Raw genomic sequence first — 24,661 nt, forward strand, 5'->3', positions numbered from 1 at the left:
GCCCACCAGCTCGCCGAGCCCCTGGGCGCCTTGCTGGTTGAGTTGGCGGGGGATTACACCCATGTGCTGGCCAGCGCCTCCACCACGGGTAAAAACGTGCTGCCGCGGTTGGCGGCGCTGAAAGATGTCAGCCAGCTGTCTGACGTTATCGCGGTGGAAAGCGCGGATACGTTCAAGCGCTCCATCTACGCGGGCAACGCCATCGCCACGGTGAAGAGCGACGACACCCTCAAGGTACTGACGGTCCGTACCACCGCGTTTGATGCGGTCAGCGACACGGGCAGCGCCACGGTGGAAGCCGTGGACGTGGTGGTCGAGAACACCCAGTCGCGCTTTGTAAAACAAGAGCTGGCGCAGTCAGATCGCCCGGAACTGGGCGGTGCCAAGGTGGTGATCTCCGGTGGCCGTGGCATGGGCAACGGCGACAACTTCAAGCTGCTCAACGGCATTGCCGACAAGCTGGGCGCGGCCGTAGGTGCCTCGCGTGCCGCGGTGGACGCAGGTTTTGTGCCCAATGACATGCAGGTTGGCCAGACGGGCAAGATCGTCGCCCCGGATCTGTACATTGCGGTAGGGATCTCCGGTGCCATCCAGCACCTGGCGGGCATGAAGGACTCCAAAGTGATCGTGGCGATCAACAAGGACGACGAAGCGCCGATCTTCCAGGTGGCCGACTACGGCCTGGTCGGCGATCTGTTCGAGATCCTGCCCGAGCTTGAGAGCAAGCTGTAAATACTCCTGCATGCAAACCGCAAAAGGCCCTACTAGGGCCTTTTGCGGTATTGCCTCACAATAACAACAGATGAGCTTCCCATGCTAATGCGCCTAACCGCCTCGTTAACCTTACCGGTCATCGGCTCCCCGATGTTTATCGTCTCTGGTCCTGAACTGGTCATCGCCCAGTGCGAGGCAGGGATTATTGGTGCTTTTCCGGCGCTTAACGCCCGCCCAGCAGAAGCCCTTCGGGAATGGCTACAGCGTATCACCCAGGCTCTCGCTGAGCATGATAAGCGCCACCCGGATAGGCCATCGGCGCCCTTTGCCGTTAACCAGATCGTGCACCCCACCAACGATCGACTGGAGCATGATGTTGGGCTATGTGCCGAGTTCAAGGTGCCGCTGGTGATTACCAGCCTTCATGCGCCTGATCGGGTGGTAGAGCAGGTGCATGCGTATGGAGGGCTTGTTTTTCATGACGTCACCACGTTGCGCCACGCCAGAAAAGCCATTGATGCGGGAGTTGACGGGCTAATATTGGTGTGCCACGGCGCAGGGGGCCATGCCGGGCGGTTAAACCCCTTTGCCTTTGTGGCGGAGGTGCGACGCTTTTATGATGGCCCGCTGGTACTTGCGGGGGCGATTACACAGGGTGAGCAAATTGTGGCTGCTCAGGCGCTCGGTGTGGATCTGGTATATATGGGAACGCGCTTTATCGCCACTCAAGAAGCCAATGCACAGGCTGCCTATAAACAGATGGTGCTGGATGCGGGTGCGGAAGATATTGTCTATACCAATCTGTTTACCGGCGTACACGGTAATTATTTGCGCCAAAGTATTGAGCAGGCAGGACTAGACCCGGACGCGCTACCTGAAGGTGAAAAAACGGCGATGCGTTACGGCTCGGGCGGCAGCAGCAAGGCAAAGGCATGGCGAGATATCTGGGGTGCGGGGCAGGGCGTGGGGAGTATTACAGCGCTAAACAGCGTGGCCGAAGAAGTAGCCACGCTGCATGCAGACTATCGAAAAGTGCTGGATCACTTGCGGCGATGTTGACGAAACGCGGCAACCCGCGCTTGGAAGTCGTCAGTTGCCTTGCACTGATCCTGAAGTTCGCCTTCAAGTTGCATGGTATCGCCAAGCGAGCGCTCTGCCGCTTCACGTAACGCCCGCTTGGTCGCACTTAACGCCTGGGGTGATTGTGCTACCAGTGCATGTGCCAGTAAACGGGCCTCTTCTAATACCCGGTTGTCCTCGACAGCTCGGTTGGCCAAACCGAGCGTTACGCAGTGCTCAGCTGAAATCGGTGTTGCCAGAGCGGCCATCTCAAACGCCTGGGCATGACCAAGCTGGCGAACCAAATGCCAGCAGGCGCCTCCGTCAGGGATCAGGCCAATATTGATAAAGGCGAGCTTCAGGTAGGCAGAGCGGCCCATCACCACCATGTCGCTGGCAAGAACATAGGACACGCCAATACCCGCCGCCGCTCCACTAACCGCAGCAATTACCGGTTTATCCATAGCCATTAAACTGCGTAGTGCAGGCAGGAAAAGCTTTTCCAAACGCTTGCTGGCAGGCTGGGAGGTTGGCTTGTCAAATTCCGCCAGATCAGCGCCAGCACAAAACGCGCTGCCTTCGCCGCGCAGAATCACGCAGCGGACCCGCTGATCATCCGCCACTGCTGCCAGCGCTTCATTGAGTGCCAGTGCTGTGGCTTCATTCAAGGCATTGCGTACGTCCGGGCGAGCAATCGTTACCTCGACAATGCCATGTTGAATTTCACTGACGTTGACCAAGTCCCGTATGTGATCAGACACTCAACCCTCCTTAGGCAGCATTTAAAAGACTGCTTACCGTCTCCAGATGATAGTCGCTGTCGCCCAGGTAGTGGTCGAACATCACCAGATATTTGACATAGGGAGTGATATAACACTCTTCGGTCATGCCCATGGCACCATGAAGTTGGATAGCCTGTTCGGCGATAAAGCGTGCTGACTCACCGCAGTACGCTTTGGCGGCGGCAATTTTGTAATCCCGCTCACTGCTTGGCAGGTCCAGACTAGTGGCAGCCAGAATCGCCATGGAACGAGACTGTTCAAGATGCAGATGCATATCCACCATACGGTGCTGCAACGCCTGAAAAGTTGAGAGTGGCAGCCCAAACTGCTTGCGCTCTTTTAAATAGGCCAGGGTTTGATCACAAGCCACTTCCATGGCACCAATGGCTTCTGCGCAAAGTGCTGCCCGGCCTAGAGCCAGTACCTCGGCAAGTGCAGTACTCACGTCTTCACTCAGGCAGTTTTCAAAAGGCAGCGTGACGTGTTCAAGGGTAAGGTCGCCAGCGGGTCTATCATCGATAGTGCGATAGAGACGCGTAGAGGTTCCTGATACGCCAGCAGGCACCATGAACAGGCCCAGCTTGCCATTATCAAGACGTGCGGTAACTAGCGTTGCTGCGGCGGCCTCCAGATTCAGTACTACCTCTTTTCTACCATTTAACTGCCACTGCCCATCACGCTGAATAGCTTGGCTGGATATCGTAAGAGCATCATATCGTGCGCTGTACTCCTGCCAGGCAAAGGCTAGCTGATGATCGCCCTCAAGCAGTGGCGCAAGCCAACGTGCTTGTTGCTTATCACTTGCGGTAAGTGCCAGCAATTGGCCAGGTAGTACCAAACCTGCAAGATAGGCTTCGGGTACCAGACCCCGCCCAAGCGACTGCATGATAATCATCAGATCAGTGCCATCGCCGCCTAGCCCACCTACCTCTTCACTGAAGGGCATATGCAGTAGGCCAAGCTCAGAAAAGGTGCGCCACAATGCTCTAGTACCTGCAGGGGCGCCAAGCATGAGGCGGCGCTGCTCGGGAGAAACCTGGTCGGTCACCAAACGGGTGAGCGTCTCTTCGAGCATGCGTTGCTCGTCGGTTAAAGCAAAATCCATGGCGACTTCCTTACATACCTAAAATGGTTTTGGCGACGATACTTTTTTGTATTTCATTGGCACCGCCATAAATCGACAATTTTCGGCGATTAAAGTACTGGGCGCTGGCGGCAGCGTTTTGGGCACTAGCTTCATCCAGGCCATCATCACCATGCAGGAAAGCGGGAAAGAACGGCAGGGCGGCGGGCCCTAGCGCACGGCGGGTAAGCTCACTGATTTCCTGGCGAAGCTCTGAACCGCGTATTTTCAGCAGCGAGCTTTCTGCACCGGGAACGCCGCCATCCCGGGCAGCCGCAATCACACGCAGGTTGGTAACTTCCAGCGCCATGAGTTCAAGTTCAGCCTTGAGGACACGGTGGCGGAAACTGGACTGCTCAAGAAGCGGTTTACCGCGATGCTCGATGCGGCTGGCCAGCGACTTCAGGTGGCGAAGCGCTTGCTTTGCATGACCCAGCCCTGCAATGCCCGTACGCTCATGAGTGAGCAGATATTTGGCATAAGTCCACCCTTGGCCTTCTTCACCAACACGGTTTTCAACCGGTACCTGGACGTTGTCTAAAAACACTTCATTAACCTCGTGGGCACCATCGAGGGTAATAATAGGGCGTACCGTGATTCCGGGGCTTTGCATGTCAATCAGCAGAAAGCTGATGCCTGCCTGTTTCTTGGCATGAGGGTCGGTGCGCACTAAGCAAAACAGCATGTTGGCGTGCTGGCCCAGCGTGGTCCAGGTTTTCTGGCCGTTAACGATGTAGTGACCGCCTTCGCGTACGGCGCGAGTATTCAAGCCTGCCAGATCAGAGCCTGCGCCTGGTTCTGAGTAGCCCTGGCACCACCAATCCTGGTTGCGCAAAATGCGCGGCAGGTAATACTGCTGCTGCTCGACACTGCCGAATTTCATGATGACAGGCGCGACCATGTTAACGCCGAAGGGCACGATGGTGGGGGCGTGGGCAGCCGCGCACTCTTCATCAAATATATGCCGTTGCACCGGCCCCCAGCCTGGGCCGCCGTGCTCCTTTGGCCAGTTGGCTGCAAGCCAGCCCTTTTCGCTGAGAATGTTCTGCCAGCGCAGGTGGTCATCGGCACGCAAGTGACGCCCCAAGCGCACGCGCTCGCTGATGTCCTGAGGTAGTGCAGTTACAAGGAAATGGCGCACCTCATCGCGAAAGGCCTGCTCTTCAGGGCTAAAGGTGAGGTTCATGATGATACCTCTTGGGTTGCAGTCTCCAAGGGAGAATGTGTGAGCGTGGCCTGACGATGAGGCCCACCTAGATGGCGCGGGTAGCCCAGTACTTCAACGGCCAGCAGATCAATATCGCTTTCACGGTAGCAAAAGCCTTTTTGTGCAATGTGCGCACTCGCCTGTTCAAGAGCCGGGCGTGTTTCACCGCTTGTGGTCTGCCCAATGGCTGCATGCATTATCTCAAGCATGCTTTGCTGTTGGCTGACCACCACGTTTAAACGCAGAGCCTTGAGAGTAAGGGCAGCCCGCTGTTGAGTGAGCGGTTCGGCACTCAGCTTGGTGAGTTCCACCAAGCTGTCGTTGGCGGCGATGACCAGGCGTAGTGGGGTATCGCTATCGTTGTCCGTGCCGACTTCCTTGAGTGCAACCACAGGACAACCCACATTAACGTTTGCCGGGGTATAGGGTGCTAGTAAACACAGCTCAGTGGCAGTGCTTGGCTCACTGGTTAGGGTAATGCCTGCTCGTTGAGCCGCTTTTTTCAGGCGTTCGAACAGCGGGTGCTCGCCCATTAGTGCCACGTTGTTAAAAGCGCTGGCGTTTTCAATGCCAGGCACCACATGCGGGCTGCGCGCGGCAAAAAAGAGATGAATAAGCCCGGCGCGCTGAGGGGAGTCCATACAGGCCAAAAACAGCTCGCGCTCGCGACGTAAGCCTTCCTTGAGCGTGTCGGAGGTTACACAAGCCTCGATCGCCTCGATAATGCGAAAGGGAGAGAACAGTTCGGAAGAATGCTGTTCGAGGTATTCACGCATTGAAGCGATTGCGCGAGGATTGGCCGCTGGTGCGGGAAGCTTGCCCGTGATCCGCGGCGTCTGGTTTCCCGCCAGTATTTCCTTGGCCGCCGCCAAGCCCGCTTCAAGCGGTGTCTGGGTATTGCTGATGGCATCGATGATCCCCGCGTCAAGCGCTTCCTCTGCTTCAACGAAGCGTCCGCTGGTAATCATTTCCAATGCGCGCTCGACGCCCACCAGTCGCGGCAACCGCTGGGTACCGCCTGCCCCCGGCAGCAGGCCAAGCTTGACCTCTGGTAGCCCTATGCGGGTACCCGGCAGTGCAACACGGTAATGGCAGCCCAGGGCTACCTCCAAGCCACCGCCCAAGGCCGTACCGTGCAGGGCAGCAATGAGCGGTTTCGGGCAGGCTTCCAGTTGCGTAATCACATCGGGTAGCAAAGGTGCTTGTGGAGGCTTGCCAAACTCACGAATATCCGCGCCAGCAATGAATGTACGGCCCTCTGCGAGCACAACCAGCGCGTTAGCGTCCGTGTCGGCGATACCCTCATCAAGTGCGCTAACGAGGCCGCTGCGTACGGCGTGGCTCAGGGCATTAACCGGCGGATTGGCAATTTGAATAACGCCTATATTGCCATGGCGCTGATAATGAACGGACATAGTGGGTCTCTCATCGTTTGTATGATCAAGTTTGTATGATTGAGTTTGCATGATAGTTAGTCGAGGTCGCTCAGGACGCTCCAGCCACTAGACAATAGAAGCATTAGGCGAGCGCTGATGATGACGCTGGCTCAAACGCGCCAGCAGCACGCCGGGTATCAGTGCTGCAACGGCCAGGCCGACTAATTCCCACTGGCTAAACGGCACCATCCCTCCACCTGGAAGCGCCAATAGCAGCCCCGCTATCAGCACCAGCCCACGGATAACGATCTCCTGCAGTGTGCCGTAACCCAGTCTTCCAACTCCCATCAGATAGCCCTGCATGGCAGAGGCAAACAGGATGATGCCAATCACCGCTTGAACGAATACGGCGGCTATCATCAACGGCGCACCCTGCATGATCAGCGCTGGGTTGAGCACGAACAGGAACGGAATAAAGTAAATTACGCTACCCAAGCGCATGGCCTGCAGGCCGGTTGCCATGGGACGGGCACCCGCAACGGTCGCGGCCGCAAAAGCACCCAGTGCAACTGGAGGTGTAATAAAGCTCAACATTCCCCAATAAAGGATGAACATGTGAACGGCCATGGGGTCCAGCCCGCCGCCTTGAATCAACGCGGGTGCCAGCGCTACGGCTAGAAAGATATAGGCCGCGGTCACGGTCATGCCAATACCCAACACAAAGCTAGTCACTGCGCCCATGATCAGCAGCAGTGGCACACTACCGCCTGCAATATTGATGAAATCGTTGGCAATGGTGCCGGAAAGCCCGGTCATTGAAAGCGCGCCGACCAACATGCCCACACCTGCCAGAATAGCGATAAGTTCGGCGAACAGCTTCGCCGCTGATGAGAGCGTATCGGCGACATCCGCCCAGCTCCAGCGGTTGTGCTTGGAAAGTTGGTTGAGTACTAGTAAAAGTGCTGTGGCATAAAAAGGCGCTACGGCCTCGCGCTGCATGATCAGCAGCATCCACACCAGTAACGCGAAGACAAAAATAAAGTACCAGCCCTCTTTCAGCGTTTGCTTGAGCGAGGGCAGCTCAATGGCGGGCAAACCCTTTATATTGTGACGCGCGGCGTAGGCATCGATCTGGATAAACAGCCCCAGAAAATAAAGAATAGAAGGAATAACCGCGGCAAGGGCAACCGCTGAATAGGGAATATCCAGAAACATCGCCATGACAAACGCAGTAGCGCCCATGACAGGCGGCATTAACACGCCCCCCGTAGAGGCGCAGGCTTCCACCCCACCTGCAAAAGAGCGACTCATGCCGATACGCCGCATGGCCGGAATTGAAAGTACCCCGGTGGTTAACACGTTACTGATGACGCTACCGCTCATGGAACCCATCAGCCCGCTGGAGAAAATTGATACTTTGGCTGGGCCGCCGCGAACATGGCCCAACAGCGCAAATGCCAGGTTAATGAAAAATTTTCCGCCACCGCTTTTTTGCAGCACAACGCCAAATACCAGAAAACCGATGACCAGTCCCGCAAACGCCTGCAGCGGCACTCCCATGATGCTTTCCGTGCTCATGGTGTGATACATGGCGGTCTGTTCGAGGGTAGAGGGAAACGCCTGAATAGGCCCTGGAACAATGTCAGCTACTAGCGGGTAAAGCGAAAATACGCCGGCTATAATGGCAATCGGTAAACCGCCTGCCCGGCGAGCTGCTTCAATGATCAATACCCAATAGGCATAGCTTGCGTAAATAGCGATATCGGGGGCCGAAAAGGCCCAGCCACGCTCCAGGATAGGCACCGCGTTGTACACAAAGTAACCACCAACGGCCAGCGTGATGGCACTCAGGGCATAGTCGTACCAGGGAATGGGCTGTTCTTGCTGATGGCTTCGGATAGGCCAGAGTAAGAACACTAGCGGCAGAAGTAGTGCAACAACAGCATAATAGAACTGCGTTTCAAGCCCTGTCACAAAGGTCAGCAGGCCCAGGTTGAACAGGTAATCCAGTGTCATCAGCATCAAGATAACGGTGACAGACGCAGGCACCCAACTCAGCGCGGAGGGAAGCTTGCGAATTTGGCTGATCTTTTCTTTGACCTGCTGATTGCTGGCAGGTGAAGTATCTGTAGTCATGGCAGGATATCTGTGGTCATGGAAGGATGCATCAATCAGCAAGAGGGGCGGCGAATGCCGCCCCGTAGCGTATTACTCGAAGATCGGTTCGAAGCCGGCATCGCTCAGCGCTGTCGCCCGGGCTTCCATCCATTCAGTGGCAAATGCCTCATCGTCGCTGGGCGCATCCTGCATGAAGCTTTCCCAGGCAGTCAGCAAAACATCCTGGCGCGCTACAAGCTGGTCCTGATGTGCCTGCATTTCATCGGTCCACACGTTGACCTCTTTGTAATATTCCACTACTGCATCGTGAAACGGCACGACCCACTGTAAATCCTGGTACTCCAGCGCATATCCGACCGCGCCCGGGGCATTGTCTTTGTAGTCGTCGTAATTTTCCTGCATAGCTTTAATCAAGCCGTAAGCCACAGCGTTATCCAAATCCTGATTGGCAACCACAATGGGGTAAGGGTAGCTGGCGCTGGCTAAGGGGTTATCGGCACTGATACCTCCCGCACCACTGGTGACCTCGTGAGGGCGAAAGTAGGGCGCAACAGCCGCCATGCGCTCCCAGCCTGCTTCGTCGTTAGGGTCCAGAACAGGCCAGCTAACACCCCTAGGACTACTGGCAAGCTGCTGGGCGGGTGGAGTAACGGTCGTGGTGAAGGAGGCATCCACATCGCCTGCAATAATGCCGTCAAAAGAGCGGCCATAGCCCGGGTAATCGACCCGTTCAACGTCATCCCAGGTCAGACCACCAAAGGCCAGATACGCCTCGGTGCCTTTATTAAGCGCATCGTCGCCACGGATATAGGCAATACGCTTACCTGCCAGGTCAGCCGGTGTTTCAACGTCCAGATCTCCCGCAACCGCAAGCGACAGGCCAAAGGAAGCAGTCGAGGTGGTAATGACGCGCAGTGGCTGAGGGCCCCAATCGCGGTCGGCAAACATCATCACGCCTTCAGCGCCGTAATAACTGGCAATACCACAGGCGCACAGGTCAACGCGGCCCTGCTTTAGCGGCGTCATACGGGATACATCATTGTCGCCTGGGAGGATACGCACTGACGCGCCGTATTTATTCTGCAGCATGTTTCCGATGGCGACGGCTTGAGCATAACCGCTGGAATTAGTGCCGTAGGCGGTCCATGCCATGGTAGAGGGCAGTTCAACGTCATTGGCGTGGCTTACCGCTGCGCCAAGTAGAGATAAAGGCAAAGCGGCAATGAGTAGGCGATGAGCGAACGGACGCATTTGGATGCTCCTTTATTGTGGTTGTATACAATCACAGTTACATATAGTTACTTTATGTTTTGCTATGCGGTATCGTATTTTGCTAAGTGGTCAGGTGATAGTAGTAACGCCGCTGGGTAGCTGTCAATGCTGTTATCAGTAGCTCCTCTCAGAAGTAATCAGCAGGCATAAAAAAACCAAGCCAAGGCTTGGTTCTTAAACGAAAGATAATTGAAGCTTGTCAGGAGAATTCTCGCCATGCTGCATAAGTACTCAAAAAAACGCGCCCGGTCAGGCTATTCAGGAAATCGCTTTTCTTGAGTCGATCCATTACCGGCCCTTTCACCTCGGCTAAATGCAGTTTTACGTTGGAGTCTTTCAATCGAGCATTGATGGCATCCAGGCTTTCAAGCGCTGAGGCGTCAATCAGGTTGACCGCTGAGCAAATAAGCACCACGTGCTCAAGCTCAGGATGGCTTGCAACCAAGTTGTAAACGGTATCTTCCAGATAGCGGGCGTTGGCAAAATAGAGGCTTTCATCAATACGCAGCAAAGCGACATTACTGACGGTTTCCACATCATGGCGAGCGGTGTTACGAAAGTGTTCCGTATTGGGCACCCGGCCAACTACCGCGCTATGGGGGCGGCTGGTGCGGTACAGAAATAGCGCGATCGACAGCGTAACGCCGCCGATAAGGCCAGTCTCGATCCCCTCGGCCAGGGTAAGTAATATGGTGACGGCCATGGCGGCAAAATCGCTACGCGAATAGCGCCATGTCTGGTAAAGCATGGGAACATCCACCAGCGTCAGGATGGAAACGGTGATAGTCGCAGCCAGCGTGGCGATGGGCAGATAATAAAGCCAGCCGGTAAATGACATCGTAATCAAAGCGATGCCTAGCGCTGCAAAAGCGCCAGCCGCTGGCGTCTGCGCACCCGCGTCGTAATTGATAACGGTACGTGATAGGCCACCGGTAACCGGCATTCCACTAGTGAAGCCGGCTGCCAGGTTTGCCACCCCCAGGCCAATCAGCTCCTGATTGGGCGAAATCCGTTGGCGCCGCTTGGCGGCCAGCATCTGGCCCATGGATACCGATTCAACAAAGCCGACCAAGCTTATCAGTAGGGCAGGAATCAATAACGCTTGCCAAAGCGAGGCATTCCCCCAAGGAAAGCTGAACGCCGGCAGGCCGCTTGGCAGCGAGCCAATGACGGCCACACCTGCATCGGCCAATTGCCAATGCCAAGTGGCAAGCGTAGTGACAATAACTGCAAAAACGGGCCCTGCCTTGATGATTAAATCGGTAAGAGCGCCTGGCATGCCAAGCTTTGTCAGAGTCCGTTTGCCGTAAAGGCGCATACCAACCAGAAACAGCAGTGTGCCCATACCGATTACCATTGTGTAGGTATTCAAGGTCGGCAGGTTGGGAATCAGCGTTCTAAATCGTTCAATTAGTGTAAAGCCGCTGCTGGAGATGCCCAGTAGGCTACCTAACTGGCTTACGGCGATGAGTATGCCAGAGGCGGTCAAAAAACCCGAAATGACTGGATGGCTTAAGAAGTTGCTAAAAAAGCCCATTTTCAATACGCCCATTACAACCAGAATAAAACCCGAGAGTAACGAGAGAATCAGCGCCGCTTCCAGATACAACGCTGAGCCGGGTTGGGCAATAGATGAAAGTGCCGCCCCTGTCATGAGTGCAATAATGGCCACTGGTCCAACGGCAAGCGTGCGACTGGTACCCATCAGGCTATAAAGAAGCTGCGGCAAAATACTCGCATAAAGGCCTACCACGGCAGGTAACCCCGCCAGTAATGCATAAGCCAGCGATTGTGGAATTACCATAATCGTTACAATCAAGCCCGCCAACAGGTCAGCGCCCAGTAAGCGCTTCTGGTAGAGCGGCAGCCACGTTAAAATAGGTAGGTAGCGCTTTAGCATAAAATCCAGGCCAGTATGTTTTAAGAACCGTTAGTTCTTTAGTTAGACTGCTATATTAACGTGTTATGTCAATCATTACGGGGTATGGCTTTAAAAAACCCCATTCTCTTCTCCCAAAGTGTTACTTCTTTCATGCGGGTAACCCGCTAAGATCATTAAAATTACGTCTTATAAATATCGCTAGCGCTGCTCAATAACGCTAATTACAAAAGAGTATTTTCTATGCGGCTACTTGGCTTGTTGTTGCCTTTCGTATTGCTGGGGTTATCGGTTGAGCTGGTATCTCACAGTACTGCCTTGAAGTACCTTGCGCTTGCCTGTGCCAGTTTGGCGGGGGCAGGGCTTATCAGTAATGCTCTGTTCAGCGTTTACATGGCAGACCAGCAGCGCCTAAACAAGGTTCGGGGATTTAAGCCGCTGCGCGACTATGGTTCACTTAAAGCCATGGCATATCGGTTAATGAAGCGTGCCAGCAGTACGGCCATAGCCTCGGCTGAGGTGTCTCACTACGCTGACCTAATGGACCAGCGCCTAGCCCAACAGGAAACCATGGCGCGTGAAGCCTCGGCCAGCATGGGCGCTATCAATGCCGCTATCCTGCAAGTAAGCGTCAGCGCAAGCCAAGTGGCTTCGCTTGCCGAAAGTGCTCGCCAGGCTGGTCATAATAATCGGGATGAACTTACCGCTATCATTCGCGATATGAGTGATGTGGCCGAGCGTTCAGACCAAGCGCTGGAAATGCTGACGGCGCTCAATGAAAAGATTGAGCGGGTGCGTAATGTCACTTCAATGATTGAAGGTATTGCCGAGCAAACGCATCTACTGTCGCTCAATGCCTCTATTGAAGCAGCCAGGGCTGGTGAACATGGGCGAGGATTTGCCGTTGTTGCTGGAGAAGTGCGTAGCCTGGCCCTGAAAACATCAACCGCTACCCAAAGCGTCGAGGCGCTGGTGAAGGATATGCACCAAAGCGGGCAGCAGGTTGTTATGACAATGGGGTCGTTAATGGCGCGTATCCGTGAGCGCTCTCAAGGCATGCAGCAGGTCGGCGAGAGCCTCGGCACTATTACCCGTGAGTTTGATCAGGTGCAGAGCGAAATTACCAGCGTTGCCGAGTCAATGGCAAGCACCAAGGCGCACAGCCAAACCGTTGCCGATAGTTTGCACCAGTTGGAAATAGATGTAGATGAAGGCACGCGTAACATGCATGACTTGGCCGCACAGGCGCGGGCGTTGATGGAAGCGGCCGAGGGTGTTGATGGGGAACTTGCCCAGCAGCGACTTCAAGGGCGGCATCAACAAGTATTTATTGCGGCCCGTCAGGCCGCTGACGAGATGGGCAAGCTCTTTGAAAAGGCCATCGCGCGAGGCGATCTAACCACATCGGCTCTCTTTCAACCGGATTTTAAGGCAATACCGGATACTAAGCCGCCTCTGTATCGTACCGGTTTTGATGAGTTCACTGACAAACACCTACCCAATCTTCAGGAGCCACTATTGATACAGTACGGGCTGAGTTATGCCATCGCCTGTGATCGCCATGGCTATGTGCCTACCCATAACGCTGCCGTTAGTCAGCCGCCTACCGGTGATTACGAGCACGACCTAAAGTATTCCCGCAGCAAGCGCATTTTTGACGATGCAACCGGGAGCCGTTGCGGTACGCATACCCAGCCGCTGCTGCTGCAAACCTATAAACGTGATACCGGAGAGATCATGCATGATCTCTCCGTGCCAATTTATATCCATGGCAAGCACTGGGGCGGCTTTCGAGTAGGGTATCAACCTGAGCACTCAAGTGCTGGCAACGAAACTGGCATGGCAGAGCCGGTAAATGATCTTAATATACAATTAGGCAACCGCCTGGCGAGGGCGTGATTGCCATGAAGACCAGGAGTAGAGCGCAAGCCCTAGCCAAATCATGATAAAGGTAGCCAATTGAATCACCCCTAACGATTCACCAAAGATGAACAGGGCAATCAAGAACTGGATGGTTGGGTTGATGTACATAAGAAAACCCAGCGTAGATAGCCGAAGCCGCCGGGCGGCACCTGCAAATGCCAGTAGTGGCAATGCGGTAGCGACGCCGCTGGCGATCAGCAGCGCACTCATGGGAGTATCATGAAGAAAGTGTGATTCCCCCTGCCAGCCAAGCCAGGTAATCGCCAGCAGCGCCAATGGAAACAGCAGCAGGGTTTCAACAAATAGCCCCGACAAGCCATCAAGCGGTACCTGTTTGCGAAATAGCCCGTAGCTGCCAAAACTGAGTGCCAGCAGCAGACTGATCCAGGGCAGCTCGCCCAGCATGGCAAACTGAATGACAATAGCCAGGCTGGCAAGCCCCAGAGCTACCAGCTGGAGCCGTTCCATGACTTCTCGCAGCACCAGCATTCCCAATGCAACGTTGATCAAGGGCGTCAGGAAATACCCCAAACTTGCCTGTAGTACCTGCTTGCTTTCCACCGCATAGATATAAAGCCCCCAGTTAAACGCAATCAATAGCGCACAGAGAAGCACACGACCCAAGCGCCGAGGCTGTTTCAACGCGCTTATCACCGGAGTCCAGCGCTTTAGCAGGGTGATCAAACCAACCAGAAACAGGCACGACCACAGAATGCGATGAATAAGTACTTCAAAGGCGGGGATGCCCTCAAAGAGCGCGAAAAAAAGTGGGAAACAGCCCCACATGACATAGGCCGTTAAACCAAACGTAACACCTTTGACTGCCTGAGGGTCGCGTACTGGCGTGGAATGCATAGCAGCCTCATCATTTAAAAATGCTAATCTATCACACAATTGAAAAAACACACTGGCGGAAAGGAGAAGTGCTATGACTCAGCTTAAAACGAGCCTTGTACAGTGCGATTTACGCTGGGAAGATCCCCAGGCCAACCATGCACAGCTTGAGCGTTTACTGGGCGAGCTGGACAGTCGCGACACCGACCTCATCATACTGCCGGAAATGTTTGCCACGGGGTTCACGATGAATTCCAGACAAATGGCCCAGCCGATGGAGGAAAGCCAGAGCGTTGCCTGGCTTCAAACCCAGGCTAAAGCGCGTAACTGCGTAATAACCGGTAGCGTTGCCATTAAAGATGATGGGCAGTATTACAATCGGATGATATGGGCCACCCCAGACGGGCAGATCAGCTATTACGACAAGCGTCATTTGTTTCGCATGGCCGGTGAGCATGAGCGCTACGGCATGGGGAAAAATCGCCAAATAGTCGAGTTGAAAGGCTTTAAACTGCTGCTTAGCGTCTGTTATGACCTGCGCTTTCCCGTTTGGATGCGCCAGCAGCCAGCGCAAGGGGAGCACTTCGAGTATGATGCGTTGCTATGTGTAGCCAATTGGCCAGCCCCACGCCGCAAGCCCTGGCGAACCCTGCTGCAAGCGCGAGCCGTTGAAAATCTTGCCTATGTGGTAGGGGTCAATCGCGTTGGTGAAGACGCCAAGGGCCTGGCCTACAGTGGCGACTCCATGCTGGTCGATTTTAAAGGTGAAACACTCATCGATCATCCCGAAAATGCTCCGTTTATTGAAACGGGCACGCTTGATAAAACGGAGCTGAATGCCTTTCGTGAAAAATTTCCAGCCTGGCAAGATGCCGATCACTTTTCACTGTTGCCAAGAGTTGGCCAATAATGCGCCTTGACCGCTTTTTAAGTGAAGCCAGCCCGTTAACCCGTAGCCTTGCCAAACGGGCGCTCAAAAACGGCGAAGTCACCCTGAATGGCGAGCCCGTCAAGCAAGCATCTATCCAGGTGGATACCGCGCAGGATGAAGTGATGCTCAATGGAGAAAAGCTCGCTCTGGTAGGGCTTCGCTACTTGATGATGCACAAACCGACCGACGTGGAGTGCACCGCAAGGCGAGGGCTTTATCCGCGCGTTATCGATTTGATTGACCTGCCCAAGGTGGAGCGGCTACAGCCCGTGGGGCGACTGGACGTAGACACCACAGGATTATTATTGCTTACCGATGATGGCCAGTGGTCCCACCGGGTTACCTCGCCAAAGCACCGCTGTGCCAAGGTATATATTGCCGAACTGGCGGAGCCTGTAGAAGGCAGCAAGGCCGAATGGGCGATGAAGCAGGTGGCAGAAGGCATCATGTTAGACGATGAAGAGACGCCTACTCAGCCGGCCACGCTGCGTTTTCTTACACCGCAGCGCGCTGAGCTGACCATTACCGAGGGGCGCTATCATCAGGTTAAACGCATGTTTGCCGCTTTGGGTAACCACGTCAATGCGCTGCACCGTCAATCCATTGGTGAAATCGCGATACCCGACGATTTGGCACCGGGAGAGTGGCGTGAACTGACCCCCGAAGAGATTGCCAGCTTCTAGTGCTGCAACCTATTAAAGCGCTCGTGATGGCGAGCGCTTTTTCCTTCTTTTTATTTATACCGTTATCTTGTATAGGCAACAAAAGAAGAAAATATACCTCCCATTTTCAAATTTCTTGTTAACTAGAAAAATGACGCAAATGGGCAGCGGCAATCAATGCCTGCGTATAGGGATGCTGTGGAGAGTCTAGCACCTCAAGGCAGGGGCCTTGTTCTACCACTTCACCATCCTTGAGCACCATGATGCGGTGCGCCATTGCACGCACAACGGCCAAGTCATGACTTATAAATAGATAGCTTAATTGGCGGCGCTGCTGCAGTTGGCGCAACAATGTAATTAGCTGTTTTTGGACCGTACGATCCAATGCCGAGGTGGGTTCATCCAACACCAATAGCTCAGGTTCGAGAATAATCGCCCTGGCTACCGCGATCCGCTGGCGCTGGCCGCCGGAAAATTCATGGGGGTAACGCGCAGCACAGCTTTCTGGCAAACCCACTTCACGCAGGGTTTGATGCACGCGCTCGGTGACTTCGCTTCTTGAGAGTTTGGGGTAATGAAAGCGCAAACCTTCGCTGACAATATCGAAAACCGGCATGCGGGGTGACAGCGCTCCATAAGGGTCCTGAAAGACCATCTGGAACCGGTGGCGCTGACGCCTTAATGCATTTCCTGAAAGCGTGCTCAACGACGCATCGCCAAGGGTAATCTCACCCTTGCTTTGCACCAGGCGCATAATGGCCGAGGCGAGAGTGGTTTTACCAGAGCCGGATTCGCCAACGATACCTAACGTTTCGCCTGAAGCAATGGTCAGATCAGTTGCCTTGACGGCTTCAAAGGCAGGTGGCTGGCGCTTGAACAAGCCTGCTTTGGGACGCGCAAAACTTACTTTCAGCTGACGCGCGGTCAGAAGTGGGGCGGTGGCGTTTAATAGTGCAGGCCTGCCCTCCGGCTCAGCCGCTAAAAGCGCTTTGGTATAATCACTTTGAGGACGGCTGAAGATTGTTTCTACCGGGCCGATTTCCTGTACCTTGCCTTGATACATGACGCATACGTGCTCGGCATATCGGCGCACCAGGTTAAGGTCATGACTGATAAACAGCATCCCCATGCCGTGTTGATCACGCAGCTCTTTTAAAAGCGCCAGAATATCCTTCTGTACTGTAACATCCAGGGCGGTCGTGGGCTCATCGGCAATCAGCAGTGCCGGGTTGTTGGCAATAGCCATGGCAATCATCACACGTTGGCGCTGGCCACCTGAAAGCTGATGGGGCCAAGCGTCAAGCAGCTCATCGGTACGCGGCAGCTTAACCTGCTCCAGAAGTTGTTTAGCGCGTGCACGGGCCTCCTGACCATCAAGCCCTTGGTGCAAGCGCAGCGTTTCGCCAATTTGTTTGCCAATACGATGCAGGGGGTTGAGCGAGGTCATGGGCTCCTGAAACACGAACCCAACCCGGTTGCCCCGTACACCATTCCATTCTCGGCTGGAGAGTTGGCTGAGGTCGGTCTCCTCCAGCCAGCGTTCGCCGCGTATCTTGGCATTGCTGGGCAATAGGTTGACAGCCCCCAGTGCCGAGACAGATTTACCCGAGCCTGACTCACCCACAATCGCTAGCGTCTCGCCTGCATTCAGGGTAAAGGATAGGCCGTCTACTACCGTGTTACCATCAAAGGCGATGGTAAGATTATTTAATCGAAGTAGCGGTTTAGGCATGCTTTGTTTCCTGCGTGGGCTTGGCGCTTGCTTTGACGTGGCGTGGATCAAATGCGTCGCGCAGACCCTCACCTATAAAGACCAGCAGCGAAAGCATGATAGCCAGTGTCATAAAAGCGGTGATACCCAGCCATGGGGCGTGAAGGTTGTTCTTACCTTGGGCGGCCAGCTCTCCCAGGGAGGGCGAGCCTGGCGGCAGACCAAAGCCCAGGAAGTCCAGTGCGGTAAGCGTGCCAATCGCGCCGGTAAACAGAAATGGAATAAACGTAAGCGTGGCCACCATGGCATTGGGCAGCACGTGGCGCCACATGATAAGCCGTGAAGGTAGCCCCATGGCCTTGGCCGCACGCACATATTCAAGGTTACGGGCACGAAGAAATTCGGCGCGCACGATATCGACAAGGCCTAACCATGAAAACAGTAGCATAATGCCTAAAAGCCACCAGAATCCCGGCTGTACGAAGCTTGCCAGTATGATCAGCAAAAACAGCACCGGCAGACCCGACCAGATCTCGGTAACTCGCTGGCCCACCAAGTCTACCTTGCCACCAAAATAGCCCTGTACACCACCTGCCAGTACCCCCATTACCAGTGAGCCTGCCGTGAGTACTAAAGCGAAAGCAACCGAAAGCCGAAAACCGTAAATGACCCGAGCTAGCACATCGCGTCCCTGGTCATCGGTACCCAGCCAGTGGCGGCTGCTGGGCGGCGCAGGAGAAGGGCGCGTCATTTGCATATCCAGTGTCTGGTACGAAAACGGAATCAGCGGCCATATCGCCCAACCCTTATCGCTGATCTGTTCGCGAATAAACGGGTCCAAGTAGTCGGTACGGGTAGGTAGGAAACCGCCGAACTCGGTTTCCGGGTAGTCCACCAACAGCGGCACATACCACTGGCCCTCAAAATGCATGATCAGAGGCTTGTCATTGGCAATCAGCTCCGCCATCAGGCTGAGAATAAACAGTACCCCAAAGAGCCAAAGCGAGATGTGCGCCCGCCGGTTGGCTTTGAAGGCCGCCAGTCGGCGCAGGGTAATCGGCGAAAGTCGTGATGTTGTCCAGCCCATCTTCACGACTCCCTTGAAGCAAAATCGATGCGTGGGTCTACCCACACATAGGTAAGGTCAGATACCAGCTTAAGCAGCAGACCAATCACGGTGTATAAAAAAAGCGTGCCAAAGATGACCGGGTAGTCACGCTGCATAACGGCTTCAAAACCCAAAAGCCCCAACCCGTCGAGCGAGAAGATGACCTCAATCAACAACGCGCCGGTAAAGAAAATCCCGATCATCGCGGCGGGCAGGCCAGCAATAATAATCAGCATCGCGTTGCGAAAAACATGGCCGTAAAGGATGCGCTGCTCGGCGGCCCCTTTGGCACGGGCAGTCAGCACATACTGTTTATGAATCTCATCCAGGAAACTATTTTTGGTTAGCATGGTTAATGTGGCAAAGCTGCCAATGGCCGCCGCCGTAACGGGCAATGTGATATGCCAGAAATAGTCTTTTATCTTGCCCCAGATCGATAGGTCAGCAAAACCGGGAGAGGTCAACCCGCGCAACGGAAACCAATCCAGGTAAGTGCCCCCGGCAAACAGCACTATCAGCAAAATGGCAAACAGGAAACCGGGGATCGCATAGCCCACAATGACAAGGCCCGAGGTCCATACGTCAAAACGCGAGCCATGGTGCAAGGCTTTACGAATCCCCAGCGGAATCGAGATCAGGTAGACCAGTAGCGTAGTCCATAACCCTAACGAAATAGACACCGGCAGGCGCTCGATCATCAGCTCAATAACGGGGCGGTCGCGGAAGAAGCTGGTGCCGAAATCAAGTGTCAGATAATCCGCCATCATGCCGATGAAACGCTCGTGAGCGGGCTTATCGAAGCCAAACTGCTGTTCCAGCTGTTCGATAAAACGTGGGTCAATTCCCCGCGCCCCGCGTGAATCGTCACTTACCTGGATATCTGCGCCCCCCATATCCAGGCGCGTGCTGGCCATAGCATTGGCGCCTTCAAAGCGGGCCAGCATCTGATCAATGGGCCCACCAGGGGCCGCCTGAACAATCATGAAGTTAAGCAGCATGATGCCGAACAGTGTCGGGATCATGAGTAGCAGTCGGCGTAAGGTATAGCGTGCCACAGTGCACTCCACGAATGATTAAGATATCGCTAAAGCCATTGGTATTAATCGCGGCGCTGTAATTGTGCTTCGCGCTCGGTGTCGACCCACCATGAATCCAAATCCATACCATAGGCGGGGAAAGGCTCCTGATAGCCGAACTTGTCCCACACCGCAATACGCGTCTCCCCGGAATGGTAATGAGGAATAGCGTAAAATCCCCAGCGCAGCACGCGATCCAGCGCGCGGGTTGCGGTATCAAGCGCGTCACGGCTATCAGCACTGACAATGTTTTCTATCAAGGCGTCTACTGCCGGGTTGGCCAGTGCCATACGATTACGGCTTTGTGGTGCCTCGGCGGCCGCGCTACTCCAGTAGTCACGTTGCTCGTTACCGGGATTGTTCGATTGGGGGAAGTGGCTGATCACTATATCGTAATCGTAGTTGCGCAGGCGATTAAGGTACTGATTAATATCCACGATTCGCATGGACGTTTGTACCCCGAGGCGGGCCATATTACGCAACATGGGCTGAACCACGCGTTCTAGAGCTGCATCGTAAAGCATGACTTCCAGGCTTAGCGACTGGCCAGTTTCGGAGTGGGTCAATACACCATCGACAACCTGATAGCCCGCTTCATAGAGTAGATCGAGCGCTTTACGCAGACGTTCCCGCAGATCTGTAGGATGATTGATCGGCAGCGGGTCGGTAAACAGGCGCTCAGAGCGATGAGATGCCAGTAGCTCCTCGCGATAAGGTTCCAGTAGCGCAAGCTCTTCATCAGAAGGCAGGCCAACGGCCTCCATTTCCGAATTCTGGAAATAGCTTTCGGTGCGCTGGTAGGCGTTATAAAAAATATTGGTATTGAGCCACGGGAAATCAAAGGTAAGGCTGAGCGCTTCGCGAACGCGAGGGTCTTGAAACTTCTCTTTCCGCAGGTTGAAGACGAACGCCTGCATCAAGGAAGGGCTAACGTCAGGTACTGTAATGCGTTTTACCAAGCCTTTACGATAGGCAGGGAAATCATACCCAATCGCCCAGGTGGCAGCGCGGGCGTCTGTCCTGAAATCTGTCAGCCCTGCCTTGAAGGCTTCCCAGGCGATATCCCGGTCGTGGTAATAGTCGTAAATCACACGATCAATATTGTAGCGTCCCACATTGACGGGGAGATCTTTGCCCCAGTAGTTCTCATCGCGCTGATACACGATACGCCGCCCAGGGTCCACTTCACTGATGCGGTATGGCCCAGAACCTGGGTGTTTAGCTAGGGTCGGCGTGGTGAAGTCACGAGGTTCCCAGTAGTGGCGTGGAAGTATCGGCAACTGCGTCACGATTAGTGGCAGTTCGCGAGACTCAGTGCTGCTGAATTCAAAACGTACCTGATGCTCATTCAAGGCTTCGGCTTTTTCGACATCGGCATAGTAACTGGCGTAGAAAGGGTTGCCTTCATCGCGCAACAGGTTGAAGGAAAAAACCACGTCATAAGCGGTTACCGGCTCGCCGTCCTGAAAACGTGCTTCAGGGCGCAGATCGAACTCGATCCACTTGCGAGAAGGATCCAGACGCACTCCTTCCGCCAGAAGGCCATACACGCTGAACGGCTCGCCCGGATTGCTTACCATCAGCGTATCGTAAATCTGAGAAATACCGGTGGCCGGGGTGCCACGAATGATAAATGGGTTGGTCGAATCGAAGCTGCTGCCTACGGCGGTATGCGTAATACTGCCGCCTTTGGGCGCCTGAGGATTGACATGCGGGAAGTAAGCAAAATCAGCCGGAAGCTCAGGGCTGTCATAAAGCGACAACCCGTGCATGGTTTCAATGGGTGCGCTGTTGGAGGGTAGCGTATCGGCGGGAGTGAGACTCGAGCTCCCTATAGTGTCGGAAAGATCAGCGCCCGTTTCCGAGGCAGACGCTAATAGGCTCACCAGAAAACAGCTAACGATTAAAAACGTTTTTACAAAAAGCACACCGCGCAGCATTGAGTACGTCCCGTATGAACAGAGCCTTCAATTTAATGCCCTGAAAGTGTCAGGAGCTGGCCTGGCTGTAACGATTCAGGGCGGTCGAGTGCATTCCAACGTATTAAATCATTTTGGGTAACATTATAGCGACTGGCAATCGCTGACAGGTTATCTCCACGTTCAACGCGATGAATCGCCGACGATTGTGTTGCAGCAAGGTCGGTTGAGGTGGTTTGCGAAAGCTGAGCTAATACCTGTGTATCGACTTCTTCCGGCACTAGAAGCGTTTGTGCACTGCGTGGGTCGATACTGCCGTTAAGCAGTCCAGGGTTTAGCTCGGCTAGCGCCGATTGGCTAACATCCAGAAGTTGAGAGGCTTGGGCGATGCTCAGCGGCTGTTCAAGTTGAACCTTGGCAAACGCAGGCTCTACGTGAATATCGGGCAATGATACGTTAAAACGTTCTGGATCATTGATAATCGTGGCGATTGCTTTTAGCTTGGGGATGTACTGCATCGTTTCATGGGGTAATGAAAGATTCCAGTAATCTCCCCCAAGGCCTTGGCTCAGTGCCTTGCGCTGCGCGCGATTAACCGTTCCAGCGCCGGCATTGTAAGCCGCCAACGACAGAATGATATCGCCTTCATACCATTCATCTGCCTGCATCTCCAGATAATCCAGTGCCGCATTGGTAGAGGTGATGACATCAAGGCGCCCATCGTAGCTACCGTTGCGTACCAGGCCCAGTGCATCGCCGGTGCCTGGCATGAATTGCCAAAGTCCGGCTGCACCGCGGTGACTGCGGGCGCTGGGATCAAAAGAGCTTTCTACAAACGGGATCAGAGCGATTTCGCCGGGTAAGTTGCGCTCGCTAACCTGCTGGCTGATCCAGGCAAGCCAGGGAGTTGCGCGCTCTGTGATGGTGGCAATGTTATGAGGGCTGGCGCGGTAGTATTCGATCCACTCATCCACCCGAGCCTGCGCTTCTGGCGGTAGCTTGAGATCCTGCCATTGGAAACTATGGCGGAGTGTGGTCCAGGCATCCTGGGGTTCAAGCGCCAGCGCTTCCCAGAAATGCGCTTGAAACGGCGTAGGATAAACAGGTGTAGAAGGCGTCTTGTTATTACTTAAGGAGGCATCCGAGTATGAGGGGTCATAGGCGGGCGCCGAAGCCTGAGAGTTTGCTGCCGCGGCCATTAACAGGCCCATAATTACCGTGCTGCCAGCGCTTAGTACCAAGCGCTGGCGAATCGTTCGATAGGTCATAATGGATTTCGTTTAGTTTCGATAGCGTACTTAGAATCGGTTCTTCCACTCACGCAGAGTGGCGAACGTCGCGAGGTCGTTATCATTAGCGCCTTGGGTACCTGCTGCTTTACGTACACTTTGTGTGCCGACACGCAGGTAAGGGTTAATTCTCAGCTCGCGTCCTATCGTGCTGGGTAAGGTGGGGCGGTTCAGAGCCCTGGCCTTTTCGCATTCCTTTAAGGCGTATTTCACGTCGTCATTCTCAGGGTCAGCCGCTTGGGCAAAAACAAGGTTCGCTTGTGTGTACTCATGGGCAGCAAAGACCAGTGTATCTCCAGAGAGTTCCGTAAACCTTGTCAACGAGGCGTGCATCTGCTCCGGCGTGCCTTCGAATAGCCGGCCGCAGCCAGCGCAGAATAAGGTGTCTCCACAAAACAGCAGGCCTGGAATGCCAGGGGCATAAAAACTGATATGGTCCAGCGTATGACCAGGCGTCGCCATAACTTCAAAAACCCGGCCCATGATGCGTATTTCATCCCCGTCACCCACGGTTTGATCAATACCTTCAATGCTCGGGTTTGCCGGGCCAATCACGCGAGGTGCATAGCGCTTGATCAGCTTGGCCAGGCCCCCTGTATGATCCTGATGGTGATGGGTGATTAAAATGGTATTCAACGTCAGTGATTCACGTTCTAAAAGCTCGATCACCGGATCGGCTTCACCGGGATCCACCACGCAAACACTTTGACTGGTATCTTGTCTTAGTAGCCAAATATAGTTGTCGCTAAGGGCGGGAATCGGTGTCACGCTCATCATGGGCGAGATCCTTTTAGGGTTACAAAACTGCTGTTAAGTACGTTGAAAAAACGCAGATCGGACGTTAAAAGCCGTTACTTTGGAGGGAAGCGCTGTTCATGTCAAATTCGACAACGGCAACTACAGCTGCCATGCGTTTGCTAAATAGCCAGTCTTACTGGAAAACAGACGCCGGACGTGCGCTTTGGGAGGTGCAGCGTGCCTGCTTAGGGCCGGTGGTTGATAGCCGAGCGGGACGGCATAGCCTTGAGATAGGAATGGGCCCGGCGCTAATGAACATGTCTGCTATTCCTCATCCCATTCGCTGGGCGCCAACGTTGGGCCTGGAAACCAATCCATCAACATTAGTGTGCCCCCCAGACCAACTGGCATTACCCGACCACTGCATGGACGTTGTAATTATTCATCACTGGTTAGAGCATTTGAACGATGCCCATCATACCCTGCAAGAAGCCGCCCGTGTGACCGCTGATAACGGCATGCTGGTGCTATTCGGTTTCAACCCCCTCGGCCCCAAAGGGCTTACACGGCAATGGCGCAAACACCGCTCGGAATTTCCCTGGAATGGTCAGTGGCACAAGCCCAGCCGGTTACGCGACTGGCTGGCGTTTGTCGACTTTGAGGTCGAGCGCGTAGACTATTGCTGTTTCAGAGGCTTGATAAAAGCTTCCTATAAAGAGGGCTGGGAAGCACTTGGCCGCCGGCACAACTTGCCATGCGGTGAGAGTTACATGATTCAGGCGCAGCGTCGCCAGCAGAACGCCTATGTAAAACGCGTCAGATTTTCGCTGCCAAGCCCGGTTTCCTCCTCGTCACTAGGCGCGACACGGCGCGGCAAACCTGCGCAGTTGCACGCTCAGCAGGAAGTTAAGCCATCGTCAGTTGATAAAGGATAGAAAGA

The 24,661-nt window shown here is 54.5% G+C and carries 20 protein-coding genes; 6 read left to right on the forward strand and 14 right to left on the reverse strand.

Annotated features, from left to right (window positions below):
• Together ELY38_RS06740 and ELY38_RS06745 are read left to right on the forward strand one after the other, a co-directional pair.
• On the forward strand, positions 1-732 hold a 732-nt coding region (locus ELY38_RS06740), incomplete at its 5' end, for an electron transfer flavoprotein subunit alpha/FixB family protein (RefSeq protein WP_127060764.1).
• Between the two features lie 81 nt (positions 733-813).
• A complete protein-coding gene (locus ELY38_RS06745; protein WP_127060765.1) occupies positions 814-1,773 on the forward strand; it encodes an NAD(P)H-dependent flavin oxidoreductase in 960 nt (319 codons plus the stop codon).
• On the opposite strand, the gene ELY38_RS06750 is transcribed toward ELY38_RS06745, so the two are convergent.
• The 7 genes from ELY38_RS06750 to ELY38_RS06780 all read right to left on the reverse strand — a co-directional run bounded on the left by ELY38_RS06750 (position 1,755) and on the right by ELY38_RS06780 (position 11,551).
• Positions 1,755-2,534, reverse strand: coding sequence for an enoyl-CoA hydratase/isomerase family protein (locus tag ELY38_RS06750; protein ID WP_127060767.1), 780 nt, complete (start codon positions 2,532-2,534; stop codon positions 1,755-1,757). The genes ELY38_RS06745 and ELY38_RS06750 overlap by 19 nt on opposite strands.
• A gap of 10 nt (positions 2,535-2,544) precedes the next feature.
• Positions 2,545-3,660, reverse strand: coding sequence for an acyl-CoA dehydrogenase family protein (locus ELY38_RS06755; RefSeq protein WP_127060768.1), 1,116 nt, complete (start codon positions 3,658-3,660; stop codon positions 2,545-2,547).
• A 10-nt stretch (positions 3,661-3,670) separates the two neighbouring features.
• Positions 3,671-4,864 (reverse strand): acyl-CoA dehydrogenase family protein, encoded by a 1,194-nt coding sequence (locus ELY38_RS06760; RefSeq protein WP_127060770.1) that lies wholly within the window; start codon positions 4,862-4,864, stop codon positions 3,671-3,673.
• Positions 4,861-6,300 carry an enoyl-CoA hydratase/isomerase family protein gene (locus tag ELY38_RS06765; protein ID WP_127060772.1) on the reverse strand — a complete coding sequence of 480 codons (1,440 nt, stop codon included), beginning with the start codon at positions 6,298-6,300 and terminating at the stop codon, positions 4,861-4,863. The genes ELY38_RS06760 and ELY38_RS06765 overlap by 4 nt, the downstream gene beginning before the upstream one ends.
• Positions 6,301-6,387: 87 nt before the next feature.
• On the reverse strand, positions 6,388-8,397 hold the full coding sequence (locus tag ELY38_RS06770; RefSeq protein ID WP_127060773.1) for a TRAP transporter permease: 2,010 nt from the start codon (positions 8,395-8,397) through the stop codon (positions 6,388-6,390).
• Between the two features lie 72 nt (positions 8,398-8,469).
• Positions 8,470-9,630: a TAXI family TRAP transporter solute-binding subunit gene (locus tag ELY38_RS06775; protein WP_127060775.1), complete on the reverse strand. Its 1,161-nt coding sequence runs from the start codon at positions 9,628-9,630 to the stop codon at positions 8,470-8,472.
• 220 nt (positions 9,631-9,850) lie between these two features.
• Positions 9,851-11,551 carry a SulP family inorganic anion transporter gene (locus ELY38_RS06780; RefSeq protein ID WP_127060776.1) on the reverse strand — a complete coding sequence of 567 codons (1,701 nt, stop codon included), beginning with the start codon at positions 11,549-11,551 and terminating at the stop codon, positions 9,851-9,853.
• A 222-nt stretch (positions 11,552-11,773) separates the two neighbouring features.
• On the opposite strand from ELY38_RS06780, the gene ELY38_RS06785 reads away from it, so the two are divergent.
• Entirely contained in the window at positions 11,774-13,429 is a 1,656-nt protein-coding gene (locus ELY38_RS06785) for a methyl-accepting chemotaxis protein (protein ID WP_127060778.1), read from the forward strand.
• Here ELY38_RS06785 and rarD read toward each other — a convergent pair.
• On the reverse strand, positions 13,403-14,308 hold the full coding sequence (gene rarD, locus ELY38_RS06790) for an EamA family transporter RarD (protein WP_127060780.1): 906 nt from the start codon (positions 14,306-14,308) through the stop codon (positions 13,403-13,405). The genes ELY38_RS06785 and rarD overlap by 27 nt on opposite strands.
• Positions 14,309-14,381: 73 nt before the next feature.
• Between rarD and ELY38_RS06795 the strand changes: the two genes are divergently transcribed.
• Positions 14,382-15,197 carry an amidohydrolase gene (locus tag ELY38_RS06795; protein ID WP_127060782.1) on the forward strand — a complete coding sequence of 272 codons (816 nt, stop codon included), beginning with the start codon at positions 14,382-14,384 and terminating at the stop codon, positions 15,195-15,197.
• Positions 15,197-15,901 carry a pseudouridine synthase gene (locus ELY38_RS06800; RefSeq protein WP_127060784.1) on the forward strand — a complete coding sequence of 235 codons (705 nt, stop codon included), beginning with the start codon at positions 15,197-15,199 and terminating at the stop codon, positions 15,899-15,901. The genes ELY38_RS06795 and ELY38_RS06800 overlap by 1 nt, the downstream gene beginning before the upstream one ends.
• Before the next feature lie 118 nt (positions 15,902-16,019).
• Here the strand turns inward: ELY38_RS06800 and ELY38_RS06805 are convergent, their stop codons facing one another.
• The 6 genes from ELY38_RS06805 to gloB are packed head-to-tail and all read right to left on the reverse strand — an operon-like array spanning position 16,020 to position 23,760.
• Positions 16,020-17,612, reverse strand: a complete 1,593-nt coding sequence (locus ELY38_RS06805) for an ABC transporter ATP-binding protein (RefSeq protein ID WP_127060786.1) — start codon at positions 17,610-17,612, stop codon at positions 16,020-16,022.
• Positions 17,605-18,678, reverse strand: a complete 1,074-nt coding sequence (locus ELY38_RS06810) for an ABC transporter permease (RefSeq protein ID WP_127060788.1) — start codon at positions 18,676-18,678, stop codon at positions 17,605-17,607. Before ELY38_RS06810 ends, ELY38_RS06805 begins: the two co-directional genes overlap by 8 nt.
• 2 nt (positions 18,679-18,680) lie before the next feature.
• Entirely contained in the window at positions 18,681-19,754 is a 1,074-nt protein-coding gene (locus ELY38_RS06815) for a microcin C ABC transporter permease YejB (protein ID WP_127060790.1), read from the reverse strand.
• 44 nt (positions 19,755-19,798) lie between these two features.
• Complete coding sequence (locus ELY38_RS06820; RefSeq protein ID WP_127060791.1) at positions 19,799-21,715, reverse strand: extracellular solute-binding protein; 1,917 nt, start codon at positions 21,713-21,715, stop codon at positions 19,799-19,801.
• A 32-nt stretch (positions 21,716-21,747) separates the two neighbouring features.
• Complete coding sequence (locus ELY38_RS06825; protein WP_127060793.1) at positions 21,748-22,962, reverse strand: transglycosylase SLT domain-containing protein; 1,215 nt, start codon at positions 22,960-22,962, stop codon at positions 21,748-21,750.
• Positions 22,963-22,992: 30 nt separating this feature from the next.
• Positions 22,993-23,760: a hydroxyacylglutathione hydrolase gene (gene gloB, locus ELY38_RS06830; protein ID WP_127060794.1), complete on the reverse strand. Its 768-nt coding sequence runs from the start codon at positions 23,758-23,760 to the stop codon at positions 22,993-22,995.
• Between the two features lie 98 nt (positions 23,761-23,858).
• On the opposite strand from gloB, the gene ELY38_RS06835 reads away from it, so the two are divergent.
• Entirely contained in the window at positions 23,859-24,656 is a 798-nt protein-coding gene (locus ELY38_RS06835) for a methyltransferase domain-containing protein (protein ID WP_127060796.1), read from the forward strand.
• Positions 24,657-24,661 lie beyond the last annotated feature (5 nt).

Origin of the sequence: Vreelandella nanhaiensis, assembly GCF_003990185.1 — a bacterium.
Lineage (GTDB): Bacteria > Pseudomonadota > Gammaproteobacteria > Pseudomonadales > Halomonadaceae > Vreelandella > Vreelandella nanhaiensis.

What these genes read in the sequence shown, in the direction of transcription:
- ELY38_RS06745 (WP_127060765.1), top strand. Translation starts at nt 814, where the DNA reads ATGCTAATGCGCCTAACCGCCTCGTTAACCTTACCGGTCATCGGCTCC.
- ELY38_RS06755 (WP_127060768.1), bottom strand. Translation starts at nt 3,660, where the DNA reads ATGGATTTTGCTTTAACCGACGAGCAACGCATGCTCGAAGAGACGCTC.
- ELY38_RS06760 (WP_127060770.1), bottom strand. Translation starts at nt 4,864, where the DNA reads ATGAACCTCACCTTTAGCCCTGAAGAGCAGGCCTTTCGCGATGAGGTG.
- ELY38_RS06765 (WP_127060772.1), bottom strand. Translation starts at nt 6,300, where the DNA reads ATGTCCGTTCATTATCAGCGCCATGGCAATATAGGCGTTATTCAAATT.
- ELY38_RS06770 (WP_127060773.1), bottom strand. Translation starts at nt 8,397, where the DNA reads ATGACTACAGATACTTCACCTGCCAGCAATCAGCAGGTCAAAGAAAAG.
- ELY38_RS06775 (WP_127060775.1), bottom strand. Translation starts at nt 9,630, where the DNA reads ATGCGTCCGTTCGCTCATCGCCTACTCATTGCCGCTTTGCCTTTATCT.
- ELY38_RS06780 (WP_127060776.1), bottom strand. Translation starts at nt 11,551, where the DNA reads ATGCTAAAGCGCTACCTACCTATTTTAACGTGGCTGCCGCTCTACCAG.
- ELY38_RS06785 (WP_127060778.1), top strand. Translation starts at nt 11,774, where the DNA reads ATGCGGCTACTTGGCTTGTTGTTGCCTTTCGTATTGCTGGGGTTATCG.
- rarD (WP_127060780.1), bottom strand. Translation starts at nt 14,308, where the DNA reads ATGCATTCCACGCCAGTACGCGACCCTCAGGCAGTCAAAGGTGTTACG.
- ELY38_RS06795 (WP_127060782.1), top strand. Translation starts at nt 14,382, where the DNA reads ATGACTCAGCTTAAAACGAGCCTTGTACAGTGCGATTTACGCTGGGAA.
- ELY38_RS06800 (WP_127060784.1), top strand. Translation starts at nt 15,197, where the DNA reads ATGCGCCTTGACCGCTTTTTAAGTGAAGCCAGCCCGTTAACCCGTAGC.
- ELY38_RS06805 (WP_127060786.1), bottom strand. Translation starts at nt 17,612, where the DNA reads ATGCCTAAACCGCTACTTCGATTAAATAATCTTACCATCGCCTTTGAT.
- ELY38_RS06810 (WP_127060788.1), bottom strand. Translation starts at nt 18,678, where the DNA reads ATGGGCTGGACAACATCACGACTTTCGCCGATTACCCTGCGCCGACTG.
- ELY38_RS06820 (WP_127060791.1), bottom strand. Translation starts at nt 21,715, where the DNA reads ATGCTGCGCGGTGTGCTTTTTGTAAAAACGTTTTTAATCGTTAGCTGT.
- ELY38_RS06825 (WP_127060793.1), bottom strand. Translation starts at nt 22,962, where the DNA reads ATGACCTATCGAACGATTCGCCAGCGCTTGGTACTAAGCGCTGGCAGC.
- gloB (WP_127060794.1), bottom strand. Translation starts at nt 23,760, where the DNA reads ATGATGAGCGTGACACCGATTCCCGCCCTTAGCGACAACTATATTTGG.
- ELY38_RS06835 (WP_127060796.1), top strand. Translation starts at nt 23,859, where the DNA reads ATGTCAAATTCGACAACGGCAACTACAGCTGCCATGCGTTTGCTAAAT.